Origin of the sequence: Rhizobium mesoamericanum STM3625, from assembly GCF_000312665.1 — a bacterium.
GTDB lineage: Bacteria > Pseudomonadota > Alphaproteobacteria > Rhizobiales > Rhizobiaceae > Rhizobium > Rhizobium mesoamericanum.
The window spans coordinates 1,254,446-1,276,578 of sequence record NZ_HF536773.1 but is presented as its reverse complement, the minus strand read 5'-3'; the positions used below and the strand labels follow the sequence as shown (position 1 = coordinate 1,276,578).

Genomic DNA, 22,133 nt, shown 5'->3' with positions numbered 1-22,133 from the left:
CCGTTAAGCTTGCTTCCTATTCCGATCGGACGATCCCACCCTCTGAAACACTTGCCCGAACCGCGCCCTTGCTGGCGGATTTCGGCATAACGCGCGTGGCCCGCCATACGGGTTTGGACAACATCGGCATACCGGTGTGGTGTGCTTACGTGCCAAATGGGCGATCGGTCGCGATCGCCCAGGGCAAGGGGATAACCGACGACGACGCCAAGGCGTCGGCCGTCATGGAAGCATTGGAACGGGTCGTTGCAAACAATCCGGTCGTCCCGATCCTGCGCGCGTCGGCTCAGGCTCTGCAGAACGGAGGCTTTTCTTTCGATACGCTTTCCTGCCTGATCGGCGACCGGGAGGAGGACATCCGGCCGGACGAGCAGCTTGACTGGGCGCGCGGCAAGGAACTCCTGACGGGCCAGGATATATATGTCCCGTACGAGGCGGCGCTCTTGGACAGGACGCGACACAACCGCTACTGGATGTCTTCGGATGGTCTTGCCTCCGGCAATACGGAGGAGGAGGCCATCCTGCATGGGGTGCTTGAGCGTATCGAACGCGATGCCCATTGTCTCTGGCAGATCGGCAGCGAAGAGGATCGGTTCGCGCGGTGCTTCGATCCGCTAGGCTTCGACGACCCGGTCGTGGAGGACCTTGTTCGAAAGATCGAGGCGGCGGGGCTGGTGATGCGCCTGTTCGATATGACGAGTGACATCGCTGTCCCCTGCTTTACCGCAATCCTCGGGCCTGCGAAGCCTAAAGAGAGCATTCGCTTTGTCGAAGTGACAGGGGGCAACGGCGCGCATCTTTCACCTGTACGGGCTGCCATTCGGGCGATCACCGAGGCCGTCCAATCCAGGATCACCTATATCAGCGGTGCACGCGACGACCTCTCATTGGAGGCGTTTCAGAAGCCTGCGCCTTTCGAGACCCTGCGCGCTCTGGATGCCATACCGACCGCTCCAATAAGGAACGTACCCTCACAGTGGCACGGCGTCAGGGCGCATATCGAGGCCGTCCTCAATGCGTTGCGTGACGCGGAGATTGCGCCCGTGATCGCCTTAAGACTGAGCGATCCGCACCTGCCCTTTCATGTTGTCAAAGTCTTCGTTCCTAGTCTCGAAAATCCCGAGGGCGCGCGCGCACGGCGCTTTGGCGCACGTGCGATCGCAAAGGCGCTGTTTTCATGAAGGTCGTGTTTGTTGGTCCAAGCCTGCCTGAAGCTGGCCTCTTGTTTCGGGAGGAGGTGACGATTTGCCCGCCTGCCATTCAAGGCGACGTTCGAGCTGCCGTAGAGAGGGGGGCGCTTGCCATCGGCATCGTCGATGGCGGTTTCGAATACACCGTACCGGTATGGCACAAGGAAATCCTTTACGCGCTTTCGCAGGGCGTCCGCGTATTTGGCGCCGCAAGCATGGGCGCGTTGCGAGCGGTTGAGTGCAGGGCTTTCGGCATGGTCGGAATTGGTCGTATCTACAGCGAGTACGAGTCGGGCGCGACAATCGACGATTCCGATGTGGCATTACTGCATGGACCGGGAGAGCTTGGATACAAGGCGCTGACTGTACCGCTGGTCAATGTGAGGGCCACACTTGACGAGCTTGAGGCTCGTCAGGCCTTGGCCCGGAGGCTACGGATTGCGATCGAGACCGCCGCGGCAAGCTTGTTCTTCAAGGCCCGGACATGGCGCTCAATCGTGTCAAATGTCGATGTTCCCGCAGCAGATAAGCCGCAATTGCTCGCCCTGCTTCGATCGAACGAGGTCGACCAGAAGCGGGCAGACGCTCTCGCCCTTATCGAGGCCATTCGGAAGGCGAATGATCATTCTCGCCATGCTGAAGGTACATGGCACTTCAACAAGCTATTTATTTGATCGGTCAAGCTGTATTTCGTCTGCGCCCATATCAAATGCAACAATAACGTGTGTCACGCGTTTTTCACGGGCCTTTTGCGCGTATGTGAATATTCTTTCGGCCGTTCGAGGGAGAACGGAAATGAGTACAGCATCGGAAAACAGACCGATCGGCTTGGGCAGCAGTGAGCGATCTTCTGACGATTTGGACGAACTCGTCGCACTGGCGCGCATGATCGCTTACGCAAAATACGCGGCCGAAGACGTCGACCTCGTAGGGGCGATGCACTACCTCGGGATGGCGCTGAATGAAGTTCTGCGTGAGATCGGGGACGGTCCGCATGAGGGTTTGACGGACGTACTCGCCTCAAAAGGGGCGACTTGCCTGAATTGATATACTGAGGGGACTGCGAGGATAGGCCGGCGCAATGCGTCGGCCTATTTCAATTTCTTTGAATAGACGCAGAGCTTTTCGGACTGCTGATAGTCGTTGCTCTTATAGTATTCAGCAACGCCGCCGGCGCTGCGGGAGACAAGCCAAACGTGCACGTAGCCCATAATGCGCGCCTCCTCCTCCAATCGATTCAATAGGCAAGAACCAATTCGCGAGCGCTGGTGCTGTGGACGTATCGCTATCTCCGCTACGTGAATTCCGCGACCCATCACAGACGTGTGCGGCAAGCCAAAGGCGAAGCCGATGGGCCTTTCTCTGTCGAACGCTGCCACCGCAAGGCACATAGGGGTTGTTGTCAGTTCGTCTATGCGGGAGATGGCGTTTTGGATGGACCACTCTTCGTACCAGGGTGGTTTGGCGTAGGCCTGAACGATGATGTCAGCGCTCTGAAGCGCCTCGTCGCGGGTCATGCGTCTATAAATGATCATTCACATCACTGTCACCACAACTAGGCATGAGACGCTTCGTGGTGCCTTCCTGTTCACTCTACCCCGCAACGTTAAAGCACAGGCTTGAGGGGCCGTGTCGTGACTTCATCGTGACACGCGCAACGCGCGAAGGTGGACACTGAAATTGCGAGCATTTTCGTTTTTGATAATGTCGCATACGCTCGTTGGTTGAAATCATAGTGCCATTCCCGCCGCGATACTGCACGCTACCTTGACACCAAAGAAAAGTGACTTAATCTAATTGTCGGATCCGAGATGCTCAATGTTGGAGGCAGAGAGATTTCGATCCCGATCAGGGAGGAAACAGGGTGAGGAAGAAGGCAATTACTCTTGCGCTTGCTGCCAGCACGATTTTCACGCTGCCGCAGCTCAGCAACGCTCAAGACACCATCACCGGAGATATCGTCGGTCGGCCGGACGCGCCCAACAAGATGGTTTTCCGCATGACCACGGATGGCCCGCGCAACAACGAACCGGCTTATGCCCAGGGCTATTCCAAGTTATTCAACGACTTCATTGCCAAGCGTCCCAATTGGCAAATCGAACTGCAGATGATGTCGGGTGACATCGGGCAGGAGCAGGCGCGCATGCTCGAGCAGGCGAAATCGGGTTCGGCTCCCGATTGCGCAGCCGTCGATTCCTTCGTGCTGCCACTGTTTAAGAAAGCCGGTGTACTGCAGTCCTTCTCACCCTACTTCAGCAAGGACGAGATCGCCCAACTCTTTCCATTCATCCGCGACGGAATAACCGGTGCCGATGGCAACATTTACGCGTGGTGGTGGTCGACGGATCTGCGTGTCCTCTATCGCAACAAGGATATCGTTCCGGACGCTCCCAAGACATGGGACGACCTGAAGAAGGCGGCATTGTCGTCTGTCGAACAAGGTATGGAAGGTGTCCTGTTCAACGGCAGCCGCTATGAGGGAACGACCTTCGACTGGCTCGCGAATTTCTGGGCGCAGGGCGGGAAATTGGTCGATGATGAAGGTAAGCCAATCTTCGGCGAGGGCGAAAACCGCGAGAAGTTCATCAAGGCTGTCAATTACTACCGCGACCTTGTGGAGTCCGGGGCAGCACCGAAGCGTGTGGCAACAATCGGCAATTACGATGACTTCAATGCGGCTGCGGCAGCCGGCACAACAGCGCTCTTTGTTGGCGGCAACTGGCAGTATGCCCAGCTGAGGACGGCGCTTGATCCGGACGAATTCGCGAAGTGGAGCTTCTCGCCGCTCCCAGGACCAACGGCTGATCAGCGCTCTACCGGCACTGGTGGCTGGACCGTTGCCGCCTTCAGCAAGGATGCCGCTAAGGTCAAGGTCTGCGCCGATCTCGCACGCGAGGTTTACATGGGACCGGCCAATGCGCTGCAGGAGCAGCTTCCCACACGTGCTGACCTCTATGATAAGTACGAGGTGTTTTCGAGCGATGCGAACAAGACATTCGCTGCCGCGCTCAAGGTTGGTCAGGCAAGGCCGTGGGCGCCGGTCTATCCCGAGATCTCCAACCAGATTCAGATCATGATGGGCAAAGTCTTGACCGGCACACAGGCGACCGAGGCAGCCGTAGACGAAGCCTTCAGTGCGTCGCTCAGCGCCTTCAAGCGGAGCTGAGCGATCGATCGGCGGCGCGCAGTCCCTCCTCCGCGCTGCCGGCCCTAAGGACAATGGACCAGGACTGACCGAAGATGAATGCTAGTATTGCGGCTGAGCATCTCCAAAGCCTTGGCATAAGTACCATGCACCGGCGCAATCCATCGCCCCTGCCCTGGCTCGTCCCCCTCATCCTGGTGCTGGGCGTCTTCTATCTCTATCCGTTAATCGAGGTGTTTCGCTTTGCGTTCACCGATATTTCGCTCGTCGGCACGCACGAGCAATACACGCTGCAAACAATCGTCCGTACACTGTCAAGACCTGAGCTTGGCCAGATTGTCTGGGTCACTTTCGTGTTCACCGCGTCCAGCGTCGTCGCGCAACAGGTTCTCGGCTTCTTCATCGCCCAGGTCATCGTGCGCAGCGAGAACCGTGGCCTTTTTGGATCAACAATCGTGCGCACCACAGCGCTCGTCGCTTGGGTCGTTCCCGGCATTGCCGGTGGCATTATCTGGAAGATGTTGTTTAACGAGGCGCCTTTCGGTGGCCTGAACAGCCTGTTGCGAATGGTGGGGGCTGCGCCTGTACAGTGGCTTTCCGATCCCGGCATGGTGATGTGGTCGGTTGTGATCTCCAACGTCTGGCGCGGGACCGCGTTCTCGATGGTCGTCATGTATGCCGCCATCAAGGTGATCGATCCCGAACTCTACGAGGCGGCCGAGATGGACGGCGCGAATGCGCGGCAACGAATGTTCTACATCACCCTGCCGCAACTGCGCACTGCGATCCTTGTCAACATGATCCTGATCACGATCCAGACGCTGAATACCTTCGATGCCATCATCTCGCTGACCGGTGGCGGGCCTGGACGGGCAACGGAAGTGCTTTCGCTCTACACCTTCAACGTGGTGTTCCGAAACTACGATCTTGCGGCCGGCGCTGTGTTATCAATCCTGATGCTCGTCATCAGCCTCAGCCTAGCGCTAGTATATGCGCGCTTCCTTCCGCGAGGGGAGCCGGCATGAGAACGTCAAGGGAAGATCGGCTAGGCGACGTCTTCAGTTATATGTTTCTGGCTGCCACGTTCCTGTTCTTTGCTTGGCCATTGCTCTGGCTTCTTTCATTGGCGCTAAGGACACGCAAGGAAGTGTTTCTCGGTGTCAGCCGGTTCATCCCAAAGGCACCGACGCTCGATAACTTCATGGCAATCCTATCCTCCGACAAGTTTTCCGGGTACCTCTGGAATGCGTTGGTCCTGTCCGCTTCAAGCGCGATCGGCTGCTTGGCAGTGGCACTGCCAGCAGCCTACGCGTTTTCGCGTTTTCCGTTTCGTGGGAAAGGTCCATGGATGATGGTCCTCCTCGCCTTCCAGATGATCTCACCGCTCGTCATCATGGTGCCGCTCTATCGCTACATGGCGGCCATCGGACTAACCGACAGCCGCTTCGGCGCCGCCATGGTCTATATCGCGCTTGCCGCCCCGATGGTGACCTGGATCCTTAAGGGCTTCGTCGATGGCATTCCGCGCAGCCTCGATGAGGCAGCACTTATCGACGGATGCAGCCATTTCGCGGTCTTCTGGCGGATCATCCTGCCGTTGTCGACACCGGGTATTGCGTCTGCCTTCATCATTACCGTGATTGCGGGTTGGTCGCAGTTCCTCATTCCCTTTTTGCTTATCAGCAAGGAATCTCTGATGCCGATCGGTGTCGGCATCTTTCAATACGCGGGGACACAGAACGATTCTTCTATTCAACTCCTCGCCGCTGCCTGCCTCGTATCGGTCGTACCGGCGATCGTGGCATTCCTTTGCCTTCAACGGTTCATCCTCGGCGCGATGACGGCAGGTGCCGTCAAGGGCTGAGTTTTGGTTCAAAATCGCAGGATATCATAATGACGCTTACGCTGCCTCAACGCCTTGAACGCATCCGTGTCCGCAGCGCGGAACTCGAATACTGGCGCTCGCGTGAAACCGTTCAAATCGACAGCTGGACGTTCGACGGCGAGCCGATTGCCATTGGTGCGCCTTGGTCGCGCAGCGACGGAACCGTTCATTTTGCAGCGACCGCTAAAGTGCCCGATCGCTGGCCGTTGGAGGATGCGCGTCTTCTTCTCGATCTCGGCGGGGAAAGTCTGATCACCGTCACCGACGAAGCGGGAAACGAAAGGAGGCTTGGCCTCGATCCTTATCACCGCGAATTCCTCCTGCCTTCGCGGAAGGTCAAGATCGCATCGGAAACGGTGGCACGCTTGCCGTTCGGGGAGCCGGTCCGCGGCCCGAAGCTGGAATGCGCAGCGCTGATCTGGCTGGATACGGCAGTCAACGATCTTTGGCTACTTCTGCGTCAGATCTGTGAGGCGGTCGATATTCTTGAGCAGCATGAGGTTGTTGCGCACCTCCTCGATCTCGCTGAGGATTCCATGCGCGGGTTGGAGTGGCCGTCTGCAAGCGCAGCCTATGTGGCGCGCACAGCCTCATCGCCGATGCAGCAAAAAATCTGGCGCCTCCCGCCGCTGGAAGCCTCGCCGGAAGGGCTCAATCAGGCCGAGCGGGCGAGCGTCGTTTCCGCTTACGAGACGCTGCTTACGCGACTTAAGACATTGAGGGAACGTTTCCCGCCGCAGGGCGAGATCGCCCTGACCGGTCATGCGCATATCGATCTGGCCTGGCTCTGGCCCTATGGCGAAACGAGGCGGAAGATGCGCCGGACGTTCCACACGGCGCTGTCCCTCATGGAACAGTCGTCCGATTTTCGCTTCAACCAGTCGACTGCTCACTACTATGCGCAAATCGCCGAGGACGACCCGCCGCTTCTCGAGCGGATCGTCGAGCGCGCCCGCGAAGGACAGTGGGAAACAATCGGCGGCATGTGGGTCGAGCCCGACACGAACATGCCCACTGGTGAAAGCCTCAGCCGTCAGATCCTCTACGGACAGCGCTATTTCGAGAAGACGTTCGGCGTTCGCCACAGCGTCTGCTGGCTGCCGGATTGCTTCGGCTTCTCCGGCGCCCTTCCGCAGTTGTTGCGCCAGGGCGGCATGAACAGTTTCTTCACGATCAAGGTAAACTGGTCGGAGACGAATAAATTTCCTTCCGATCTCTTCTGGTGGGAGGGCCTCGACGGGAGCCGCGTGCTGTCCCATACGTTCGACAACCCAATGCATGGGTATAACGGCTTCGTGAGACCGGACTGCTTCGTGCCGACCTGGCGAAACTTCAGGGACAAGGACAAGCACCACACCACCCTGCTTGCGGTAGGCTATGGTGACGGGGGTGGCGGCGTGACACCTGAGATGATCGTCCGCGAGAAGCAGCTCAGGGTGTTTCCGACCTTGCCAAAGGCGAGGTGGACAAAGGTGCACGACTTCTTCAACGAAGCGCACGAGGCCGCAACGCGGAAGGATCTGGCAGTATGGCGCGGCGAGATCTACCTCGAGCTGCACCGCGCCACACTGACGAGCCAAAGCGTCGTAAAGCGACTGCACCGTAAGGCCGAGCGTAGTCTCATTACTGCTGAAACACTGTTTGGTCTTGCGTGTCTGCTGGGTGGCGAAAGAGCGAAGTCTATGGAGCCACAGTGGCGCGTCGTCTTGAAGAATGAATTCCATGACATTCTGCCAGGTTCATCTATCGCGGAAGTCTACGTCGATGCCGCCAACGAGCTTGAAACCGTAATTGCCGAAGCGAAAGCGGCACAGACCAGTGCTATGGAAGCAATCGCTGCGCAGTTGTCCCCTGGGCCCGGCGACAACGTCCTCGTTGTCAACCCATCTTTGTCAGCACGCCCGCTGGGGCTGATGCTTCCGGGGGGACGAACTGTTTCCTCCGAAACCATGATCGCGCCCCTCGGGATTGCTGTGGTCGGCCCTGAGGCGCTGCTGCCCGCGCCCGGCCTATCAGTCAGCCGTAACCATCTCGAAAACGCCATTCTCAAAGTCAGCTTGGCAAAAAATGGTTCAATCGCAAGCATCGTTCACAAGGCGAGCGGTCGAGAAGCCCTGGAAGGAGGCGGCAATCGCCTCTTCGTCTACCCCGTAGACAAACCGCGCAATTGGGATGCCTGGGACATCGAGGAGGACTACGCCGCGCGCGGTGAAGAGATCACTGCGCTCGACAGCCTCGAGGTGATAGAAAACGGCCCGCACCGGGCGGCGATCAGAATCGTTAGAACGTGGCGGCATTCGCGCATCACGCAAGTGCTGTCGCTTGGCGCCAATTCCCGGCGCCTCGATATTGAAACCGAACTTGACTGGCATGATCGCCGAACCTTCCTGCGCACGGAGACGAGCGTGGCGGTACGCAACGCGCGGGCAACCTTCGAATGCGCTTATGGTGTGGTCGAGCGGCCGACCCATTCGAACACCTCCTGGGACGCGGCAATGTTCGAGGCGCCCGCGCATCGATTTGCTGACTTGTCCGAGCCGGGATTCGGCGTCGCCATTCTAAACGATGCGAAATATGGACATAGCGTGCGCGGCAACGTGCTTGGCCTTTCTCTCCTGCGTTCGCCGATCTATCCGGATCCGCTTGCCGACGAAGGATTGCAGACGTTCAGCTATGCGCTGATGCCCCACGAAGGGACGTGGTACGAGGGCGGTGTGCGGGAAGAGGCCGAAGACCTTAATCAGCCGCTTCTGGCGGTGCCTGCGAGGGGGCGCGCACTCGGCAGCTGGCAACCGCTTGGCGCAACGGGGATCGATGCCGCGCTTTCGGTCGTCAAGCCTGCGGAGGAAGGTCACGGTCTGATCGTGCGCGTTTACGAACCGGCAGGCCGTCGCGGAGCATTCGAGCTGACGCTCCCGTCCAACTGGCGCAACCGGGGAACAGTCAGCATTCTGGAGGAGCCAATGTCCGACACGCCGGTTACAGGGCTTTATCCCTTCGAGGTTAAAAGCTGGTGGATTTCGAAGGCGTGACTCATTGAACCAAGTGAAGGAACCACTACTGGCTCCTTTTTCTATTGCATCCATTCACGTAGTGTTGCTTGAGACATGCTTTGGCGATGCGGAAGGGATTGAGGGTGTTGGTATCGGGCTCGAACACGGAGCAGGCTGCGGCCGCGAACCGGGCCATGATCCTTTCCGCCATCCATCGTGGCGGACCGATCTCACGCACGGAACTGGCCGAGCAGTCGAGGCTCACCAAACAGGCTGTGACGCGGATCGTCGAGCGTCTGCTCGATGAGGGCCTTGTTATGGAGGCACGGCGTCGACACGGGTTGAGGGGGCAGCCGGCCATTGAACTGGAAATCGATCCCGATGGCGTTTTCTCCATCGGAGCGAATATCGATCGCGACCATCTTACGATCGTTGCTGTGGACGCCGTCGGCACTGTACGGGGTCGTATCCACCATGAGCGCCGATTTCTGTTGCCCGACGACTTCGTTGCCCTCGTGGGAGAGGCGCTTTCGTTCTTTCGTCGTCGCAGGATCATTCAGGAGAGCCGGCTCGCAGGCATTGGGCTCGCCATCCCAGATTGGCTCGGCGAGGTGCCGGTCATCGGGTTTCCTGCCGAATATAGGCGTTGGAACGGTTATGACGTGCGCAGCGCGTTGGAGTCGCTTTCCGATCACCCGGTCTTTATCGACAACGACGCCAACGCTGCCGCGCTCGGTGAGATTGAATATGGTCTTGGGACGGAAATCGACAGTTTCTTCTATATTTTGGCGAATGCCTGTCTCGGCGGCAGCCTGGTGATCGACGGTGTGCGCCACAAGGGGGCCAGTGGTATCGGAGGAGAAATCGGCTGGCTGCCTGTTGTCTTCGATGAGGGGCCCCATGCTGGCACGACGCAACCGCTGGGCGAGATGTTTTCACTCTTTATTCTGCTCGACTATCTACAGCGAAACGGGGTCAAGGCGATGACACCCTCCGATCTCCTGGAGCTCGATGAGATCGGCCGCAATCTCGTCAGTGCGTGGTTGCGCAAGGTGAGCGTCAAGATCGCGCAAGCGGTGGTCAACATAGGCATGATCGTCGACCCCGAAGGCGTACTCATAGGGGGTCGTTTTCCGGTTCGATTGATCGACGAACTCCTCGTCTATGTGCACGAGGAAGTCAGCCGCCTCGGAGCACAGGCGCCGTCGCTGCACAGGGCAGCAGGGTCCGAAGATGCCGCAGCACTTGGCGCCGCTGCAATTGCGCTGGCCCATGGGCTTGGGCTTCCCTCGGCGGAGCCTGCGCAACGGGTCCGCAACCCGCTTGGCGGTCATCCTGCCCCGACATCCGATTTGATGCCTGCGTAGCATGGGGTGACTGTCGCCGTCGTTTATGCTCGTATATCCGGGAGTGCTATCGCGTCCATGGGGCGCAAGGCGGCACCGAGCGCGACGCCAGCCCAGGGAAACGTCGCGCGTCTGATCTGTTGGATCCATGGCGCAATAACAAGGTCGCGGATCTTGGCGTCGCGTTCGCGCGACATGCACTCGATCACCTCATCGAGGACGGTATCGGGCAGGGAGCCGCCGAGGAGGATGGCACCCGGCGCTATAAAGCCTGACACGGCAAGCACCGCCTCGTGCAGATGGCGTGCAGCGGTCGCGACCCAGCGTTCTTTGTCGGCTGAGGCAGCTTCCAGGGATGGCAACGTTGCAACATCGTTCAGACTAGCTCCGTCAACACCCGAGCGCATGTCGCCGATTTGCCCGGCGCGGCCATGGATTCCCCGGAACACCCTGCCGCCTATCAGGAGGCCTGCGCGAACCGAGCAGTCGGTGAGGATCAAGACCATTCCGCCTTCCGGATCTCCGATACCCATGGTGCGCTCGGCTTCGATTGCAGCCTCGGTGTCATCGAGGAAGAAAAGAACCTCGCTGTCTGCGGCCAAGACGGTTTCTATCTGCTGGCGATCCATAAAGGCGTCGGGCGATGTTGCGACACCGCACCCGACAAGCTTGCTCTCACCGAACGCTCCGCGAAGGTCGGCAACTGCGTTTACGAAATCATTGGGCGTTGTGAAGGTTTGCCGGCGGACGATCTCACCCGCGAGATCCATCAAGATGATCTCGCCATCCAGCTTGCTGATCCGCAAACCGAGAGAGTAGCGCGCTTCGCCACGCAATCCGAATTCTGCGGCGGTGTAGTGTGCTGTTGTGGAACGCTTTCTCTCGCAAACGAGACCGGCCAGCGCAAGGCGGCGGACAATTCCCGTAATGGCCGGTTCCGTCAGGCCAAGCTCCCTAGAAAGCTCTTGACGCGTGAGCGGGCCGCGGCGCCGAAGCAGCCTCAGCGTCGTTCGGGAATTGTGCTCGGCGATGTCGACGGGACTGATGCCGGGACGATCGCCGTTTCGGGAGCGCTGCCTGGCTACGCCTGAGATCGAATGGCGTCGAAGTGTTTTCAAGCAAGCGGTATCCCATATCCTGCTGCTGCGCTGGCGATAAATGACGCGCAACCGATAAACCTATCGCCGAATTTTTCGGCTGCAGCAAGGACCGGCTGCCGGAGCCTGAAATTCGGCGCCGACGGCACACAGCCGGTCGTATCGGGTGATTGATCGGCTGTGTGTCGCAATAGTGCGACAGTTGGTGGACGGCAATATTCGCCATGACCTCCCCCGTTGCCGAGCCCAGAATTGCCAAAGTGACGCCTTTACGCCAAATTGCTCGTACAATTGGTTGGAGGAGCCAATGCGTGAACTCGCTGCGCATGCGGAGCACGTCTACACGTGCACTCAAAGGGATGCTGCTGTTGCAAACTCATCCATCGTTGCGTCCTGGCGGCGGTGTATTGCCATGCACAGACTTGCCCCGGAGCAGATGCGTGCGCCGTTTCGCCTTTCCGAGCAGGAGCTGAAGAGATCTCGGGAGGACTCCGAGAAACTGATTGCCGACGCGTCGGCCGAACTGGATCGCTTGTTTGCGACAGTGGGCAAGAGCGGCTGTTGCCTCATACTCACCGATCACAATGGCGTGGCGCTCGAACGCCGGGGTCTGGCGGGTGATGACCGGCATTTTCATGAACTTGGCCTGTGGACCGGTTCCGTTTGGACCGAAGCGAGCATTGGCACCAACGGCATCGGGACTGCCATCGCCGACGAGCGTTCTGTCACCATCCTGCGGGATCAGCATTTCTTCAGTTCAAACATCAATCTGAGCTGCACAACGGCGCCGATCAGGGATCATCGCGGCCAGTTGGCCGCCGCGCTTGACATCTCGACGTGTCGCGACGAGATAAACGAGATCACGTTGGGAATCCTCGGCCAGATGGTCCGTGATGCGGCCCTGCGTATCGAAATCAATCTTTTCAGAAGTGCCTTTGCTGGAGCTCGCTTCGTTATGGTTCCTGCCGCAAACAACCCGACTGCGGCACTGCTCGCCGTCGACCGACACGACCTCGTCATTGGCGCTACTCGCGCTGCGCGACTGGCCTTGCAGCTTGACGATCGACGCATTTCGGCGGGGCTGCCCGCTGCCGATGCCCTTCAGGAGCAGAGCGTTGCTGCAGACGAGGATCTGATCGAGGCAGAACGGGCAGCTTTGGTGCGAGCGCTCTCCCGCTCAATGGGAAATGTGTCTCAGGCTGCCGTTGCGCTCGGCATGAGCCGTGCAACGCTGCACAGGAAGATGAAGCGGCTTAATCTGCATTGATTGCTTTGGTGCCGCCCTGTCGCATGTATGCGACACTGTGCGGTGCGGTATTCTCCGGGGCAACTTTCTCCAAAAGCAAAACGCGCGCAGTTTCCTCTTGCCGGTTCGCTCCGAACCTGGCCTTTCAAGGAGGAGGATCAAATGCTGCATCAGAAGATCGTCGAGTCGCCGTTCAAGACGAGATACGGCAACTTCATCGGAGGAGAGTGGCGCGAGCCGATCGAGGGCCGCTACTTCGACAACGTCACGCCCGTTACTGGGGGCAAGCTTTGCGAGGTGGCCCGCTCCAGCGAACAGGATGTCAATGCGGCACTTGATGCTGCACACGCCGCCAGGGAAAAATGGGGCAGAACATCGGCCGCCGAGCGGTCCAACATCCTGATGGCGATCGCGCAGCGAATGGAGGACAAACTAGAGCTCCTCGCTCAAGGAGAAACCTGGGACAACGGCAAGCCGATCCGGGAGACGTTGGCTGCCGACATCCCACTGGCGATCGACCATTTCCGCTACTTCGCCTCCTGCATTCGCGCGCAGGAAGGTTCGATCGGCGAGATCGACCACGATACCGTGGCCTATCACTTCCACGAGCCGCTCGGTGTGATTGGCCAGATCATTCCGTGGAATTTCCCGATCCTGATGGCCGCGTGGAAGCTTGCCCCGGCACTCGCAGCCGGCAATTGCGTCGTGATCAAGCCGGCGGAGCAGACACCGGCGTCATTGCTGGTCTGGGCTGAGCTTATTGGCGATCTCTTGCCGCCGGGCGTCCTCAATATTGTCAATGGCTTCGGCCTGGAAGCTGGTAAACCTCTCGCGTCTAGCCCGCGGATCGCCAAGATCGCGTTCACTGGCGAGACAACAACCGGTCGTTTGATCATGCAATATGCGAGCCAGAACCTCATTCCGGTGACGCTTGAACTCGGCGGGAAGTCGCCGAACATCTTCTTTGCCGATGTCATGGCGGAGGATGACGACTTCCTGGACAAAGCACTGGAAGGTTTTGCCATGTTTGCGCTCAATCAGGGCGAGGTTTGCACGTGCCCCAGCCGCGCTCTTATCCAGGAATCGATTTATGACCGTTTCATGGAGAAGGCGGTCAAGCGCGTCGAAGCCATCAAACAGGGCAATCCTCTTGACCCGGCAACGATGATCGGTGCTCAGGCATCGAGCGACCAGTTGGAGAAGATCCTGGCTTATCTCGACATTGGCAAGCAGGAAGGCGCTGAAGTGTTGGCAGGCGGCTCGCGCAACGGTCTCGGCGGAGAACTCGCGAACGGATACTACGTCAAACCGACGATCTTCAAGGGTCACAACAAGATGCGGATCTTCCAGGAGGAAATTTTTGGCCCAGTTGTGTCCGTCACCACCTTCAGGGATGAGAAGGAGGCACTCGAGATCGCCAACGACACGCTCTACGGTCTTGGCGCGGGCGTCTGGAGCCGCGACGCCAACCGATGCTACCGCTTTGGTCGTGACATACAGGCAGGCCGCGTATGGACGAATTGCTACCACGCCTATCCAGCACATGCGGCCTTTGGCGGCTACAAGCAGTCGGGCATCGGTCGTGAGACCCACAAGATGATGCTCGAGCATTATCAGCAGACGAAGAATATGCTCGTGAGCTACAGCCCGAAGGCCCTTGGCTTCTTCTGAGAGCGGAGACCGCTGCATGATTGATCGGTACGCCCAAATGGGGCGTGCCGGTTGGGGGCGATGGTGATGAAAACGACGATCGGTGGCCAGCCACGTCTGGTTCTCACAGATGGCGCCGTCAAGTTTATCAGCTATGGAAAAAGTTGCGCACCGACTTGATATTTGGCGGCAAGAGTGCCATTTAGCGCTCACCACCCGTATCGATAGCCTGCAGACATGTCCCCTGGATGTGTCGCGTTGCTGTCCGGGCAAGAAAAGGCGCTCCCCAAACGGGTTGAGCGCCTTTTTCTTTGACATATGCTGTTGCTCGCCCGAAACAGCATATGATGCGGCACAAGGAGAAACTGCAGATGAACGATAACGTCATTCAATTCCGACGTCGAAAGCCCCCGCGGCCGCCTCGGCCAGGTTTTCGCAGACTGGCGATTGTGGTGGCGCTTCTCGTGTTCTTCCTGGCAGCATGGGGATATTTCGCTTTCTTCAACGTGCCGGTTTGATATCTAGCACCCACCCTGCCCTGCAATGATTTGCCGTGAACCGCGGCAAATCCAGGGCTTTTTGCTCGTGTAATCTCATTCAGACTTTCATCTGCGACAAACCGCACTACTCTTGAATAGAATTGGGCGCAAAACAACTTCCGGCCGCACAGTTTTGCCGGAACTGTCGTAGCATGAGAAACGCACGTATCGCGAAATGAGACATGCCGATGAAAACGCCCGTGATTGACAATGTCGACCGAAAGATTCTCCGACTTCTCCAAAGCGAAGGTGATCTCAGCCACGCCGCCTTGGCCGAGCGCGTTGGGGCATCGAGCGCGTCTTGTTGGCGCCGCATCAAGGCGCTTGAGGCGGCGGGAATGCTTGGGCCAACCGTTCGGCTCGTCAGCCCGGAGGCAGTCGGTCGTGGTCTGACCGTGTTTTGCCAGGTGCGGATGAAGGCACACGATTCGGTTGCGAGAAGTGATTTTGAGCGCTTTGTGGAAAGTCACGAGGAGGTGCTCGAATGCTATTCAATGTCGGGCGATTGGGACTACCTGCTTCGGGTCGCCGTCGCCGATGTTCAGGATTATGAGCGCCTGCTGATGCAAGGCATCCTGACGCACCAAGCAGTCGCGACATCCTCTTCGCATTTTGCCTTGAAGAGGGTGAAGTATTCGACTTCAGTCCCGGTATGAGCGTCGCGCTTCTCGTCGACGCCTCGTCGTCCATCAATCGTGTTCCCGAACCGTGAACCCTTGGACCTTGGTCCAAGCCAGGTCGGACAAACGTCCTGTGGCATTCGAGGAAAAGGTCTGAAAGCGGTGATTGCGAATTGACCGTCCAGCTGACCCGTGAGCAAATTCAAGCAGGTTGCGTCACGGATATTTGTGATGCCGGGTGGGTTCCCCCTCGCGTGCATCGCAGTGGTAGATAAATTGAGCGACAAGAATCGCACAGACCGCGAGCCGGAACGAACCGTAGGATCCAGGGGTATGACGATGTCCTCACATCGAAAGCTTGTTGCGGCCCTGTGCCGCGTGGCGATTAGTCTATCGCTGGCGGCCGTGCCATACAAGATCGTGGTCTCAGGTGCCTCGCTTAACCTTAGTGTCCAGACGGCCCAAGCCGCCAAAGGGGGCAATGGCGGCAATGGAGGTAACGGCAATGGGAACGGCGGCGGCAACGGCAACAGCGGTGGCAACGGCAGCAGCAACAGCAATAGCGGCGGCAATGGCAACAGCGGCGGCAACGGCAACGGCGGTGGCAACGGCAACAGCGGCGGCAATGGGAATAGCAATGGCATCGGCCATTCCAGTGGCACTACCACTACAACAACGGGCTCGACGACCGATGCCGACGATGCGGGCAGCTCGGCGATGGAGGTTCGGCACAGGGATGGCATGAGCGAACTCATTAGAAATGGCCGCTACATCATGAGGGATGCGCGGGGGCGCACAATTGTCAACCGCCGCGCGACCTTAGCAGATGAAACCCGTCTCGAATCCTTCGCTCACTGATCGTCGCGCTCATCGATAGCATCCCGCAGCGCCATTGCCGCCTCCGTTCGGTTGGCGACACCAAGCTTAGCCATGATCTGTGTCATGTGATGTTTGATGGTCTTCTCGTGAAGGTCGAGCTTTCGTGCGACATGCTTGTTGCTCAGTCCGGACGCGACGAACTGTAAGACCTGTTGTTCACGCGGTGTCAGTGCCGCAATAGCCGAAGATTTCTTCGGAGCGGGTGAGGCGCGACTGGAAAGCAAGCGCGCCGACAGCGTGGGGGCGACATAGCTTTCGCCCGCCGCCACGCTGCGGATGATTTCGGCAAGCGCCTTAGAGCCGACGCCTTTCAGCACATAGCCTTTCGCGCCGCTGTCCAATGCAGCCGTTACGTCGTCACTGGACTCCGAAACCGTGAGCATGACAATCTTCTGTGACGGGGCCGCCTCCAGGATCGGAGCGATCGCGTTCAAGCCGCCGCCGGGCATGGAAATGTCCATTAGCAAGACGTCCGGTTGCAGATTTTCTACCACCTTGATCGCATCGTCCTTCGTGCTTCCTTCCGCCACGATTTGAAATCCATCGATCTCCGACAGGCTCCGGGTTACCCCTTCCCTGAACAATGGATGGTCATCAATAACTGCGACGCGAATTGCTCCTGTCATGTCTGTGTAATCTCCTCGCTGTTAAGCGACATGCTGACAATGGTGCCTTGTTCTGAAGATTGGAGGTTGAAGGTCCCGCCAAGACTTTCAATCCGCTCCCGAAGGCCAGCAAGGCCGAGACTGGTGGGCCCGACCTGGTCGGGATCAAAACCGGAACCGCCATCCGATACGTCAATGCTGATGCGGTCACCATCCATCCGCTGCACCACGCGTTGTTCTATGCCGCCGCCGTGGCGGTAACCGTTGTTCAATCCTTCTTGCACGAAGCGATAGATGCAGATTTTGGCGGACGGAGAAAGATATTCGGGTGCCTCGCCGATCGATAAATCGACGCGCAATCCGGTTCGCTGTTCATGCGCACGCACGCTGCGCTCCAAAATCTCAGGCAGGCTGGCGGCCTCGATCTGCGGTAGCACCAGGCCGTTGCAGATCGTCCGGATCTCCTGCATTGCCTCGTCAAGGCTTGCCTTGATGGCTGCAATTTCACGCTCGCGTAACGATGCGGGTGTCGTCGGATTGACGAGTTTATCGCTGTCAAGGCGCAAAGAGGCATAGGCGACCAGTTGCGCTGGCCCATCATGTAGATCGGCGCCTATGCGCCGCAAATGGCTTTCGTTAAGCGCCGTGGCACGCTGGGAGGCCCTCTGGACACGCGCCCGCAAGGTCTGGTTCTGCAACAACAGAGCCGAAAGATCATCAATGCGGCGCTTCAGGGCACGCCGTTGCTCTTCGATCGTTCTGCTGCCTCTCAAGACGATGGCCGACAACACAACGAAGAAGGCGAGCGTGAAGGCCGCGACGGCCATCCAGCTGTGCAAGCGGGCCTGATAGAGGCTGCGCTCGAAATCGTTGGCTACTTCGTAGAATTCGGACACGGCAACGACCTGCCCCGACCATGGCTGCAGAACGGGATTGTAGATTTCAAGCAAAGGCTTGCCACTCGCCCGCTCGACCTGATCCTCTGCGTCGTCCGCGCGGTTGAATTGCGCGACCATCTTGCCAGAAAAAGCGGTCCTGAGGTCGTCGCTGAGTTCGAAGTGCTTTCCTTGTACGGCTTTGTCGTTCGAGTAGAGAACGGTGCCGTCTGCGCGCCACAGCCTAAATGACAGCAGGCGGTTTCCGAGAGCGCCCTGCCCAAGCGTCTCGTCGAGTGCACGTGAGACAGTATCGTCGAGCTCTTGACCGCTGAGCATGTCAGGCAGGAGGGGCGCGATTACGCTGTCTACATAGAGAGCTGTGGCTGCAGCGGAGTTTCGGGTTACCGCGTCCTCAATCAAACTGCTTACGAACGCGCCGACCAATGCCATCGCCATCAGCGAGACCACGCCTCCAGTAAGCAAAAACTGCTTGGCAAGCGATTGTGAGTTCCATCGTTTTACGAGTTCACGGGGCCGCACGAGATATCTCGGATCGGCCGCCCAAAGGCGGCCCTTCAGTTCATTGAAAATGCAGAATTACCGCCTTCCTCCAAGGGGTCAAACAATATCGCGTCACCGTAGACAATTTTCGGACCTTTGGTCTGCAACCGCATCAGACCTAGGTCCTAGCCTGCTGAGCAATGGTCTGAGCGCCGTGGATGTGACACCGGACGCAGGCTAACGTTCGTCTGATTTGGGACGCGGGTGACCGCGCCAGGCCGGGAAGCGGACTTCGAACCACCCCATTCGAAGTCGTGCTTTCCGGCCCATCAACGATGCGGACGCAAGCGGCAACCAATATGAGCATTTCTAAAATTCTTGGACGCGGGATTGTTGCGGTGACAATTGCGGTCGCCCCGTTGGGCGGCACAGCGGTTGGGCTTGTCCGACATCGCCTATGCAAAGCGAGGGAACGGCAACGGCAATTCTGGAGGAGGCAACAGTAAAAGACCAGGGTCGCTACCGCCGGTGCGAAACCCCCTAAGTCCGATATTGCCGGAATGAATTCGCTGAACAGGAACTTCCATGCCTACCTGCATACCAACGATCCGCGAATGGCAGCGGTTTCGGCCTATGTGAAGGCTTACGCCGAGTTCGAGGCCGAAAACGGGCCTGATGCCATTCCGACGGAACCGGCTTTCAGCGACGAAGCGTTGCGCGACGCGCTTTCGGGCTTCACCAAGGATGGCGTTGTGACGGATGCAGCACTGGCCCGAGCAAAGGACATTTTGGGTGTTGGCCCAGCCGTGGGCAAGATCGATCAAATTAGAGACACTTTACCTGTGGAGGAACCAGTGTCCGATGCCGATTCTAGCGCACCTGTTGAAGACGAGACGCCACCAACGACCGCGATCGTGGTGCAGCCCTGAGGATATAAATTGCTCGGTGATCGCGAGGCTCATCTCGAGGCGCGCGATGGCTTGCTGTCAGCGCACGACAGAAGCCCGCGTATAATCGATAGCGATCTCCATGGGGTGACTGCACGGTCTAATCCATAAGCTACCAGATATACGTTTGTATCGTCACGCCAAGTTATCGGCGTCGGGGGTACAAACTCATTAGCTTGGTGGGCAATTGCTTCCGCCCTAAATGCTCTGCAATCACGTTACGCTCCTCGGCACGACGTCGAGGGGCGTTTCATTGCGTATGCGACTCCAGCTATCGGCGAAGGGTTTGCCGAATCTCCCGAATCGAGCTAGATCTCTAACTACGCTAAACAGACGAATTATCGACTTATGGCGAAACAATAACCGCATAGACCTTTCATTAATCATATCGGCGCTTAGGCTATTGAAACGAACTGAGGAAAGAATCGTGAACCGCCACTTAAGCAGCCTCGACTTCATGCAGAGCTTTTCCACGAAATTGGAGCTCGCTCTGCAAAATCTCACAATGGCGCAGTATCCGCCGGACGCGCGCCGCGAGATGCGGAAATTCTCCTCGTCGGAAGTTGCTGCGCTTTTGGATGTCTCGGAAGCCTACATCAGGCAGATCGTCCTTAAGGACAAGGGTCCCTCACCCGAAACGACGAGCAATGGCCGTCGTATGTATACGCTGGAGCAGATCCTCGAGCTTCGCCTGATGCTGGGTGAAAAGGGGCGCAAGAAGTGGATGAACCCGCGCCGTGTTGATGGCGAGGAGTGCCAGATCATTGCGGTTACCAACTTCAAGGGCGGCTCCAGCAAGACGTCCACGACCATTCATCTCGGTCACTACCTGGCCCTCAAGGGCTACCGGGTGTTGGCGGTCGATCTCGATCCGCAGGCGTCGCTTACCAGTTTGCATGGAACGCTTCCTGATTTCGATCCCCGGGAAGACGAAACGCTTTATGCCGCCATCCGCTTTTCTGATCCCAAACCAACGAAATCGCTCGTCCACAAGACGCATATTGCGGGCTTCGACGTGATCTGCGCGGGCCTTGATCTGACTGAATTTGAAACGGCGGTCGCTCTCGAGATGCGCAAGAACGGCGGCACCAGCTTCCTCCTGCGGGTTTCGCAGGCGCTGGAGCAGGTTGCAGATGATTATGATGTTATCCTCATGGATTCGGCGCCCTCGCTGAACTTTCTGACGCTTTCGTCGCTGACGGCCGCCACCGGCGTCGTGATCCCGGTCCCCGCCCATATGCTCGACGTCGATTCCACCGGGAAGTTTCTGGAACTCGCGTCATCCTACATGCAGATCTTGAGCGAGATGGGCACATCGGCCCAGTGGGATTTCGCAAAATTCCTGGTGACAAAGTTCGAAGCCAACGATCACCCTCAAGCAAATATGACGGCATTGATGCGACAGGTCTTCGGCGAAGATCTATTGCTGAACATGGTGGCGAAATCCACGGCGGTTGCCGACGCCCTGACGTGGAAGCAAAGCCTATACGAGGTGCAGCGCTCGCGTTTCTCAGCGCCGAAAACCTACGACCGTGCGATGGAATCGATCAACGCGGCTAACGCCGAGATCGAGAAGTTGCTCTGGGCAGCATGGGGGCGCGAATGAGCCGTAAAGATTCTCGTGGCATGTTTGCCAATGTTCTTGGCCAGCTTGAACAACCGGCCGCAGCGCCGGCCACGAAGCCGACCACGTCCCCGCACCTTCTCAAGGTTGCCGCAGGCGTCAGGCAGATACAGGAAAAGGGGGAGGTCCTCGACAGGCTGCTCAAGGACGGCGATCATATCGTCGAGGTGGACCCCGATGACGTTGGCCCGTCCTCCATCCCGGACCGCTTCGACGGTGCCTATGACGAGGCGGCGATCGAAGAGATCGCGACATCGATAAAGGAGCGCGGGCAGATTGTTCCCGGCTTGATCAGACCGCAAGGTGATGGGTTGCCCTACCAGATCGTGTTCGGGCGCCGACGCTTGGCGGCAGTCAAGATGCTTGGCTTGAAGTTTCGGGCCATCGTGCGGGAACTCAGCGACGAAGAGGCAATCGTCTTCCAAGGTGAAGAGAATGCGAACCGCAACGATCTGTCGTTCATCGAGAAGTGCGCATTCGCACTGTCGCAGGAACAGGCGGGATATCGGCGCGATGTGATCTGTGCATCGCTGGCGACGGGAAAATCGCATGTCTCGGAGATGCTGCGGATCGCAACTGCGATCCCGCGCGACGTTCTGCTTGCGATCGGTCCCTCGCCTGAAATTGGTCGTCGCCGGTGGATCGACTTTGCGAACGCCTTTGCCAAGCGCCAAGACGGCGCGGCGCGCATCAAGCAATCACTCGGTCGGGACATGGCGATTGCCGCGAGCGACCGCTTTTCCGTCGCGCTTGGCGCGCTGACGGCAGAAGCAACCTCGGCAGCCGCGCAGTCCGCGGTAACAGAGATACGAGCAAATGGCTTTCTGCTGGCGACGGTCAGCTATGCCAAGGCCGGCCCGAAGATCAGCTTTACGAAGGCGGTCCCAGCCAGCTTCGTGGATTTCCTGAATGATCGCATGGAGGCGCTTCACAGCGAATTCGTGCAGTCGACCCAACGCAAAAACAAAGGATAACGCCGCAAAAGAAA

General features: G+C 58.4%; 20 protein-coding genes. 16 read left to right on the top strand and 4 right to left on the bottom strand.

The genetic code is table 11. The features are described from left to right. Window positions 1-32 precede the first annotated feature (32 nt). From BN77_RS26200 to BN77_RS26190, 3 genes are all read left to right on the top strand, one after another. On the top strand, window positions 33-1,181 hold the full coding sequence (locus tag BN77_RS26200; protein ID WP_051177259.1) for a YcaO-like family protein: 1,149 nt from the start codon (window positions 33-35) through the stop codon (window positions 1,179-1,181). Beyond that, complete coding sequence (locus tag BN77_RS26195) at window positions 1,178-1,864, top strand: TfuA-like protein (protein ID WP_007537845.1); 687 nt, start codon at window positions 1,178-1,180, stop codon at window positions 1,862-1,864. The genes BN77_RS26200 and BN77_RS26195 overlap by 4 nt, the downstream gene beginning before the upstream one ends. Before the next feature lie 121 nt (window positions 1,865-1,985). Next, entirely contained in the window at window positions 1,986-2,237 is a 252-nt protein-coding gene (locus BN77_RS26190) for a hypothetical protein (protein ID WP_007537843.1), read from the top strand. A 44-nt stretch (window positions 2,238-2,281) separates the two neighbouring features. Here BN77_RS26190 and BN77_RS26185 read toward each other — a convergent pair whose 3' ends face one another. Continuing rightward, window positions 2,282-2,707, bottom strand: a complete 426-nt coding sequence (locus tag BN77_RS26185; RefSeq protein ID WP_157224517.1) for a GNAT family N-acetyltransferase — start codon at window positions 2,705-2,707, stop codon at window positions 2,282-2,284. A gap of 347 nt (window positions 2,708-3,054) precedes the next feature. Between BN77_RS26185 and BN77_RS26180 the strand changes: the two genes are divergently transcribed. From BN77_RS26180 to BN77_RS26160, 5 genes are all read left to right on the top strand, one after another. After that, entirely contained in the window at window positions 3,055-4,356 is a 1,302-nt protein-coding gene (locus BN77_RS26180; RefSeq protein ID WP_007537838.1) for an extracellular solute-binding protein, read from the top strand. A gap of 125 nt (window positions 4,357-4,481) precedes the next feature. After that, complete coding sequence (locus tag BN77_RS26175) at window positions 4,482-5,360, top strand: carbohydrate ABC transporter permease (RefSeq protein ID WP_007537836.1); 879 nt, start codon at window positions 4,482-4,484, stop codon at window positions 5,358-5,360. Then, a complete protein-coding gene (locus BN77_RS26170) occupies window positions 5,357-6,199 on the top strand; it encodes a carbohydrate ABC transporter permease (RefSeq protein ID WP_007537833.1) in 843 nt (280 codons plus the stop codon). The genes BN77_RS26175 and BN77_RS26170 overlap by 4 nt, the downstream gene beginning before the upstream one ends. Window positions 6,200-6,228: 29 nt before the next feature. Then, window positions 6,229-9,252 carry an alpha-mannosidase gene (locus BN77_RS26165; protein WP_007537831.1) on the top strand — a complete coding sequence of 1,008 codons (3,024 nt, stop codon included), beginning with the start codon at window positions 6,229-6,231 and terminating at the stop codon, window positions 9,250-9,252. Between the two features lie 86 nt (window positions 9,253-9,338). Beyond that, window positions 9,339-10,580, top strand: coding sequence for an ROK family transcriptional regulator (locus tag BN77_RS26160; protein WP_051177257.1), 1,242 nt, complete (start codon window positions 9,339-9,341; stop codon window positions 10,578-10,580). Between the two features lie 23 nt (window positions 10,581-10,603). On the opposite strand, the gene BN77_RS26155 is transcribed toward BN77_RS26160, so the two are convergent. Further along, window positions 10,604-11,677 carry an ROK family transcriptional regulator gene (locus BN77_RS26155; RefSeq protein WP_007537825.1) on the bottom strand — a complete coding sequence of 358 codons (1,074 nt, stop codon included), beginning with the start codon at window positions 11,675-11,677 and terminating at the stop codon, window positions 10,604-10,606. 286 nt (window positions 11,678-11,963) lie between these two features. Here BN77_RS26155 and BN77_RS26150 point away from each other — a divergent pair, with 286 nt between their 5' ends. From BN77_RS26150 to BN77_RS33745, 5 genes are all read left to right on the top strand, one after another. Continuing rightward, a complete protein-coding gene (locus tag BN77_RS26150) occupies window positions 11,964-12,923 on the top strand; it encodes a helix-turn-helix domain-containing protein (protein WP_007537823.1) in 960 nt (319 codons plus the stop codon). 141 nt (window positions 12,924-13,064) lie between these two features. Continuing rightward, window positions 13,065-14,573, top strand: a complete 1,509-nt coding sequence (gene adh, locus BN77_RS26145; RefSeq protein WP_007537821.1) for an aldehyde dehydrogenase — start codon at window positions 13,065-13,067, stop codon at window positions 14,571-14,573. Window positions 14,574-14,923: 350 nt separating this feature from the next. Further along, on the top strand, window positions 14,924-15,070 hold the full coding sequence (locus BN77_RS34270) for a hypothetical protein (protein ID WP_085989873.1): 147 nt from the start codon (window positions 14,924-14,926) through the stop codon (window positions 15,068-15,070). Window positions 15,071-15,279: 209 nt separating this feature from the next. Then, window positions 15,280-15,747, top strand: coding sequence for an Lrp/AsnC family transcriptional regulator (locus BN77_RS26140; RefSeq protein WP_007537819.1), 468 nt, complete (start codon window positions 15,280-15,282; stop codon window positions 15,745-15,747). 303 nt (window positions 15,748-16,050) lie between these two features. Further along, complete coding sequence (locus BN77_RS33745) at window positions 16,051-16,569, top strand: hypothetical protein (protein WP_007537818.1); 519 nt, start codon at window positions 16,051-16,053, stop codon at window positions 16,567-16,569. On the opposite strand, the gene BN77_RS26130 is transcribed toward BN77_RS33745, so the two are convergent. Both BN77_RS26130 and BN77_RS26125 read right to left on the bottom strand, forming a co-directional pair. Further along, window positions 16,563-17,216 carry a response regulator gene (locus BN77_RS26130; RefSeq protein ID WP_007537817.1) on the bottom strand — a complete coding sequence of 218 codons (654 nt, stop codon included), beginning with the start codon at window positions 17,214-17,216 and terminating at the stop codon, window positions 16,563-16,565. The two genes, BN77_RS33745 and BN77_RS26130, sit on opposite strands and share 7 nt — an antisense overlap. Further along, complete coding sequence (locus BN77_RS26125) at window positions 17,213-18,613, bottom strand: sensor histidine kinase (protein ID WP_040678484.1); 1,401 nt, start codon at window positions 18,611-18,613, stop codon at window positions 17,213-17,215. Before BN77_RS26125 ends, BN77_RS26130 begins: the two co-directional genes overlap by 4 nt. Before the next feature lie 521 nt (window positions 18,614-19,134). On the opposite strand from BN77_RS26125, the gene BN77_RS35100 reads away from it, so the two are divergent. The 3 genes from BN77_RS35100 to repB all read left to right on the top strand — a co-directional run bounded on the left by BN77_RS35100 (window position 19,135) and on the right by repB (window position 22,119). Next, window positions 19,135-19,503 carry a hypothetical protein gene (locus tag BN77_RS35100; RefSeq protein ID WP_007537815.1) on the top strand — a complete coding sequence of 123 codons (369 nt, stop codon included), beginning with the start codon at window positions 19,135-19,137 and terminating at the stop codon, window positions 19,501-19,503. A 445-nt stretch (window positions 19,504-19,948) separates the two neighbouring features. Continuing rightward, entirely contained in the window at window positions 19,949-21,127 is a 1,179-nt protein-coding gene (gene repA / locus BN77_RS26115; protein ID WP_007537814.1) for a plasmid partitioning protein RepA, read from the top strand. After that, on the top strand, window positions 21,124-22,119 hold the full coding sequence (repB, locus tag BN77_RS26110) for a plasmid partitioning protein RepB (protein ID WP_007537813.1): 996 nt from the start codon (window positions 21,124-21,126) through the stop codon (window positions 22,117-22,119). The genes repA and repB overlap by 4 nt, the downstream gene beginning before the upstream one ends. The last annotated feature ends 14 nt before the right edge of the window (window positions 22,120-22,133 follow it).

Excerpts from the sequence above, each read along its gene's own strand:
- BN77_RS26195 (WP_007537845.1), top strand. The coding sequence starts at position 1,178 with ATGAAGGTCGTGTTTGTTGGTCCAAGCCTGCCTGAAGCTGGCCTCTTG.
- BN77_RS26170 (WP_007537833.1), top strand. The coding sequence starts at position 5,357 with ATGAGAACGTCAAGGGAAGATCGGCTAGGCGACGTCTTCAGTTATATG.
- BN77_RS26150 (WP_007537823.1), top strand. The coding sequence starts at position 11,964 with ATGCGTGAACTCGCTGCGCATGCGGAGCACGTCTACACGTGCACTCAA.
- repB (WP_007537813.1), top strand. The coding sequence starts at position 21,124 with ATGAGCCGTAAAGATTCTCGTGGCATGTTTGCCAATGTTCTTGGCCAG.
- BN77_RS26165 (WP_007537831.1), top strand. The coding sequence starts at position 6,229 with ATGACGCTTACGCTGCCTCAACGCCTTGAACGCATCCGTGTCCGCAGC.
- BN77_RS26190 (WP_007537843.1), top strand. The coding sequence starts at position 1,986 with ATGAGTACAGCATCGGAAAACAGACCGATCGGCTTGGGCAGCAGTGAG.
- BN77_RS26130 (WP_007537817.1), bottom strand. The coding sequence starts at position 17,216 with ATGACAGGAGCAATTCGCGTCGCAGTTATTGATGACCATCCATTGTTC.
- BN77_RS33745 (WP_007537818.1), top strand. The coding sequence starts at position 16,051 with ATGTCCTCACATCGAAAGCTTGTTGCGGCCCTGTGCCGCGTGGCGATT.
- BN77_RS35100 (WP_007537815.1), top strand. The coding sequence starts at position 19,135 with ATGAATTCGCTGAACAGGAACTTCCATGCCTACCTGCATACCAACGAT.
- BN77_RS34270 (WP_085989873.1), top strand. The coding sequence starts at position 14,924 with ATGAACGATAACGTCATTCAATTCCGACGTCGAAAGCCCCCGCGGCCG.
- adh (WP_007537821.1), top strand. The coding sequence starts at position 13,065 with ATGCTGCATCAGAAGATCGTCGAGTCGCCGTTCAAGACGAGATACGGC.
- BN77_RS26160 (WP_051177257.1), top strand. The coding sequence starts at position 9,339 with ATGCGGAAGGGATTGAGGGTGTTGGTATCGGGCTCGAACACGGAGCAG.
- BN77_RS26175 (WP_007537836.1), top strand. The coding sequence starts at position 4,482 with ATGCACCGGCGCAATCCATCGCCCCTGCCCTGGCTCGTCCCCCTCATC.
- BN77_RS26140 (WP_007537819.1), top strand. The coding sequence starts at position 15,280 with ATGAAAACGCCCGTGATTGACAATGTCGACCGAAAGATTCTCCGACTT.
- BN77_RS26185 (WP_157224517.1), bottom strand. The coding sequence starts at position 2,707 with ATGACCCGCGACGAGGCGCTTCAGAGCGCTGACATCATCGTTCAGGCC.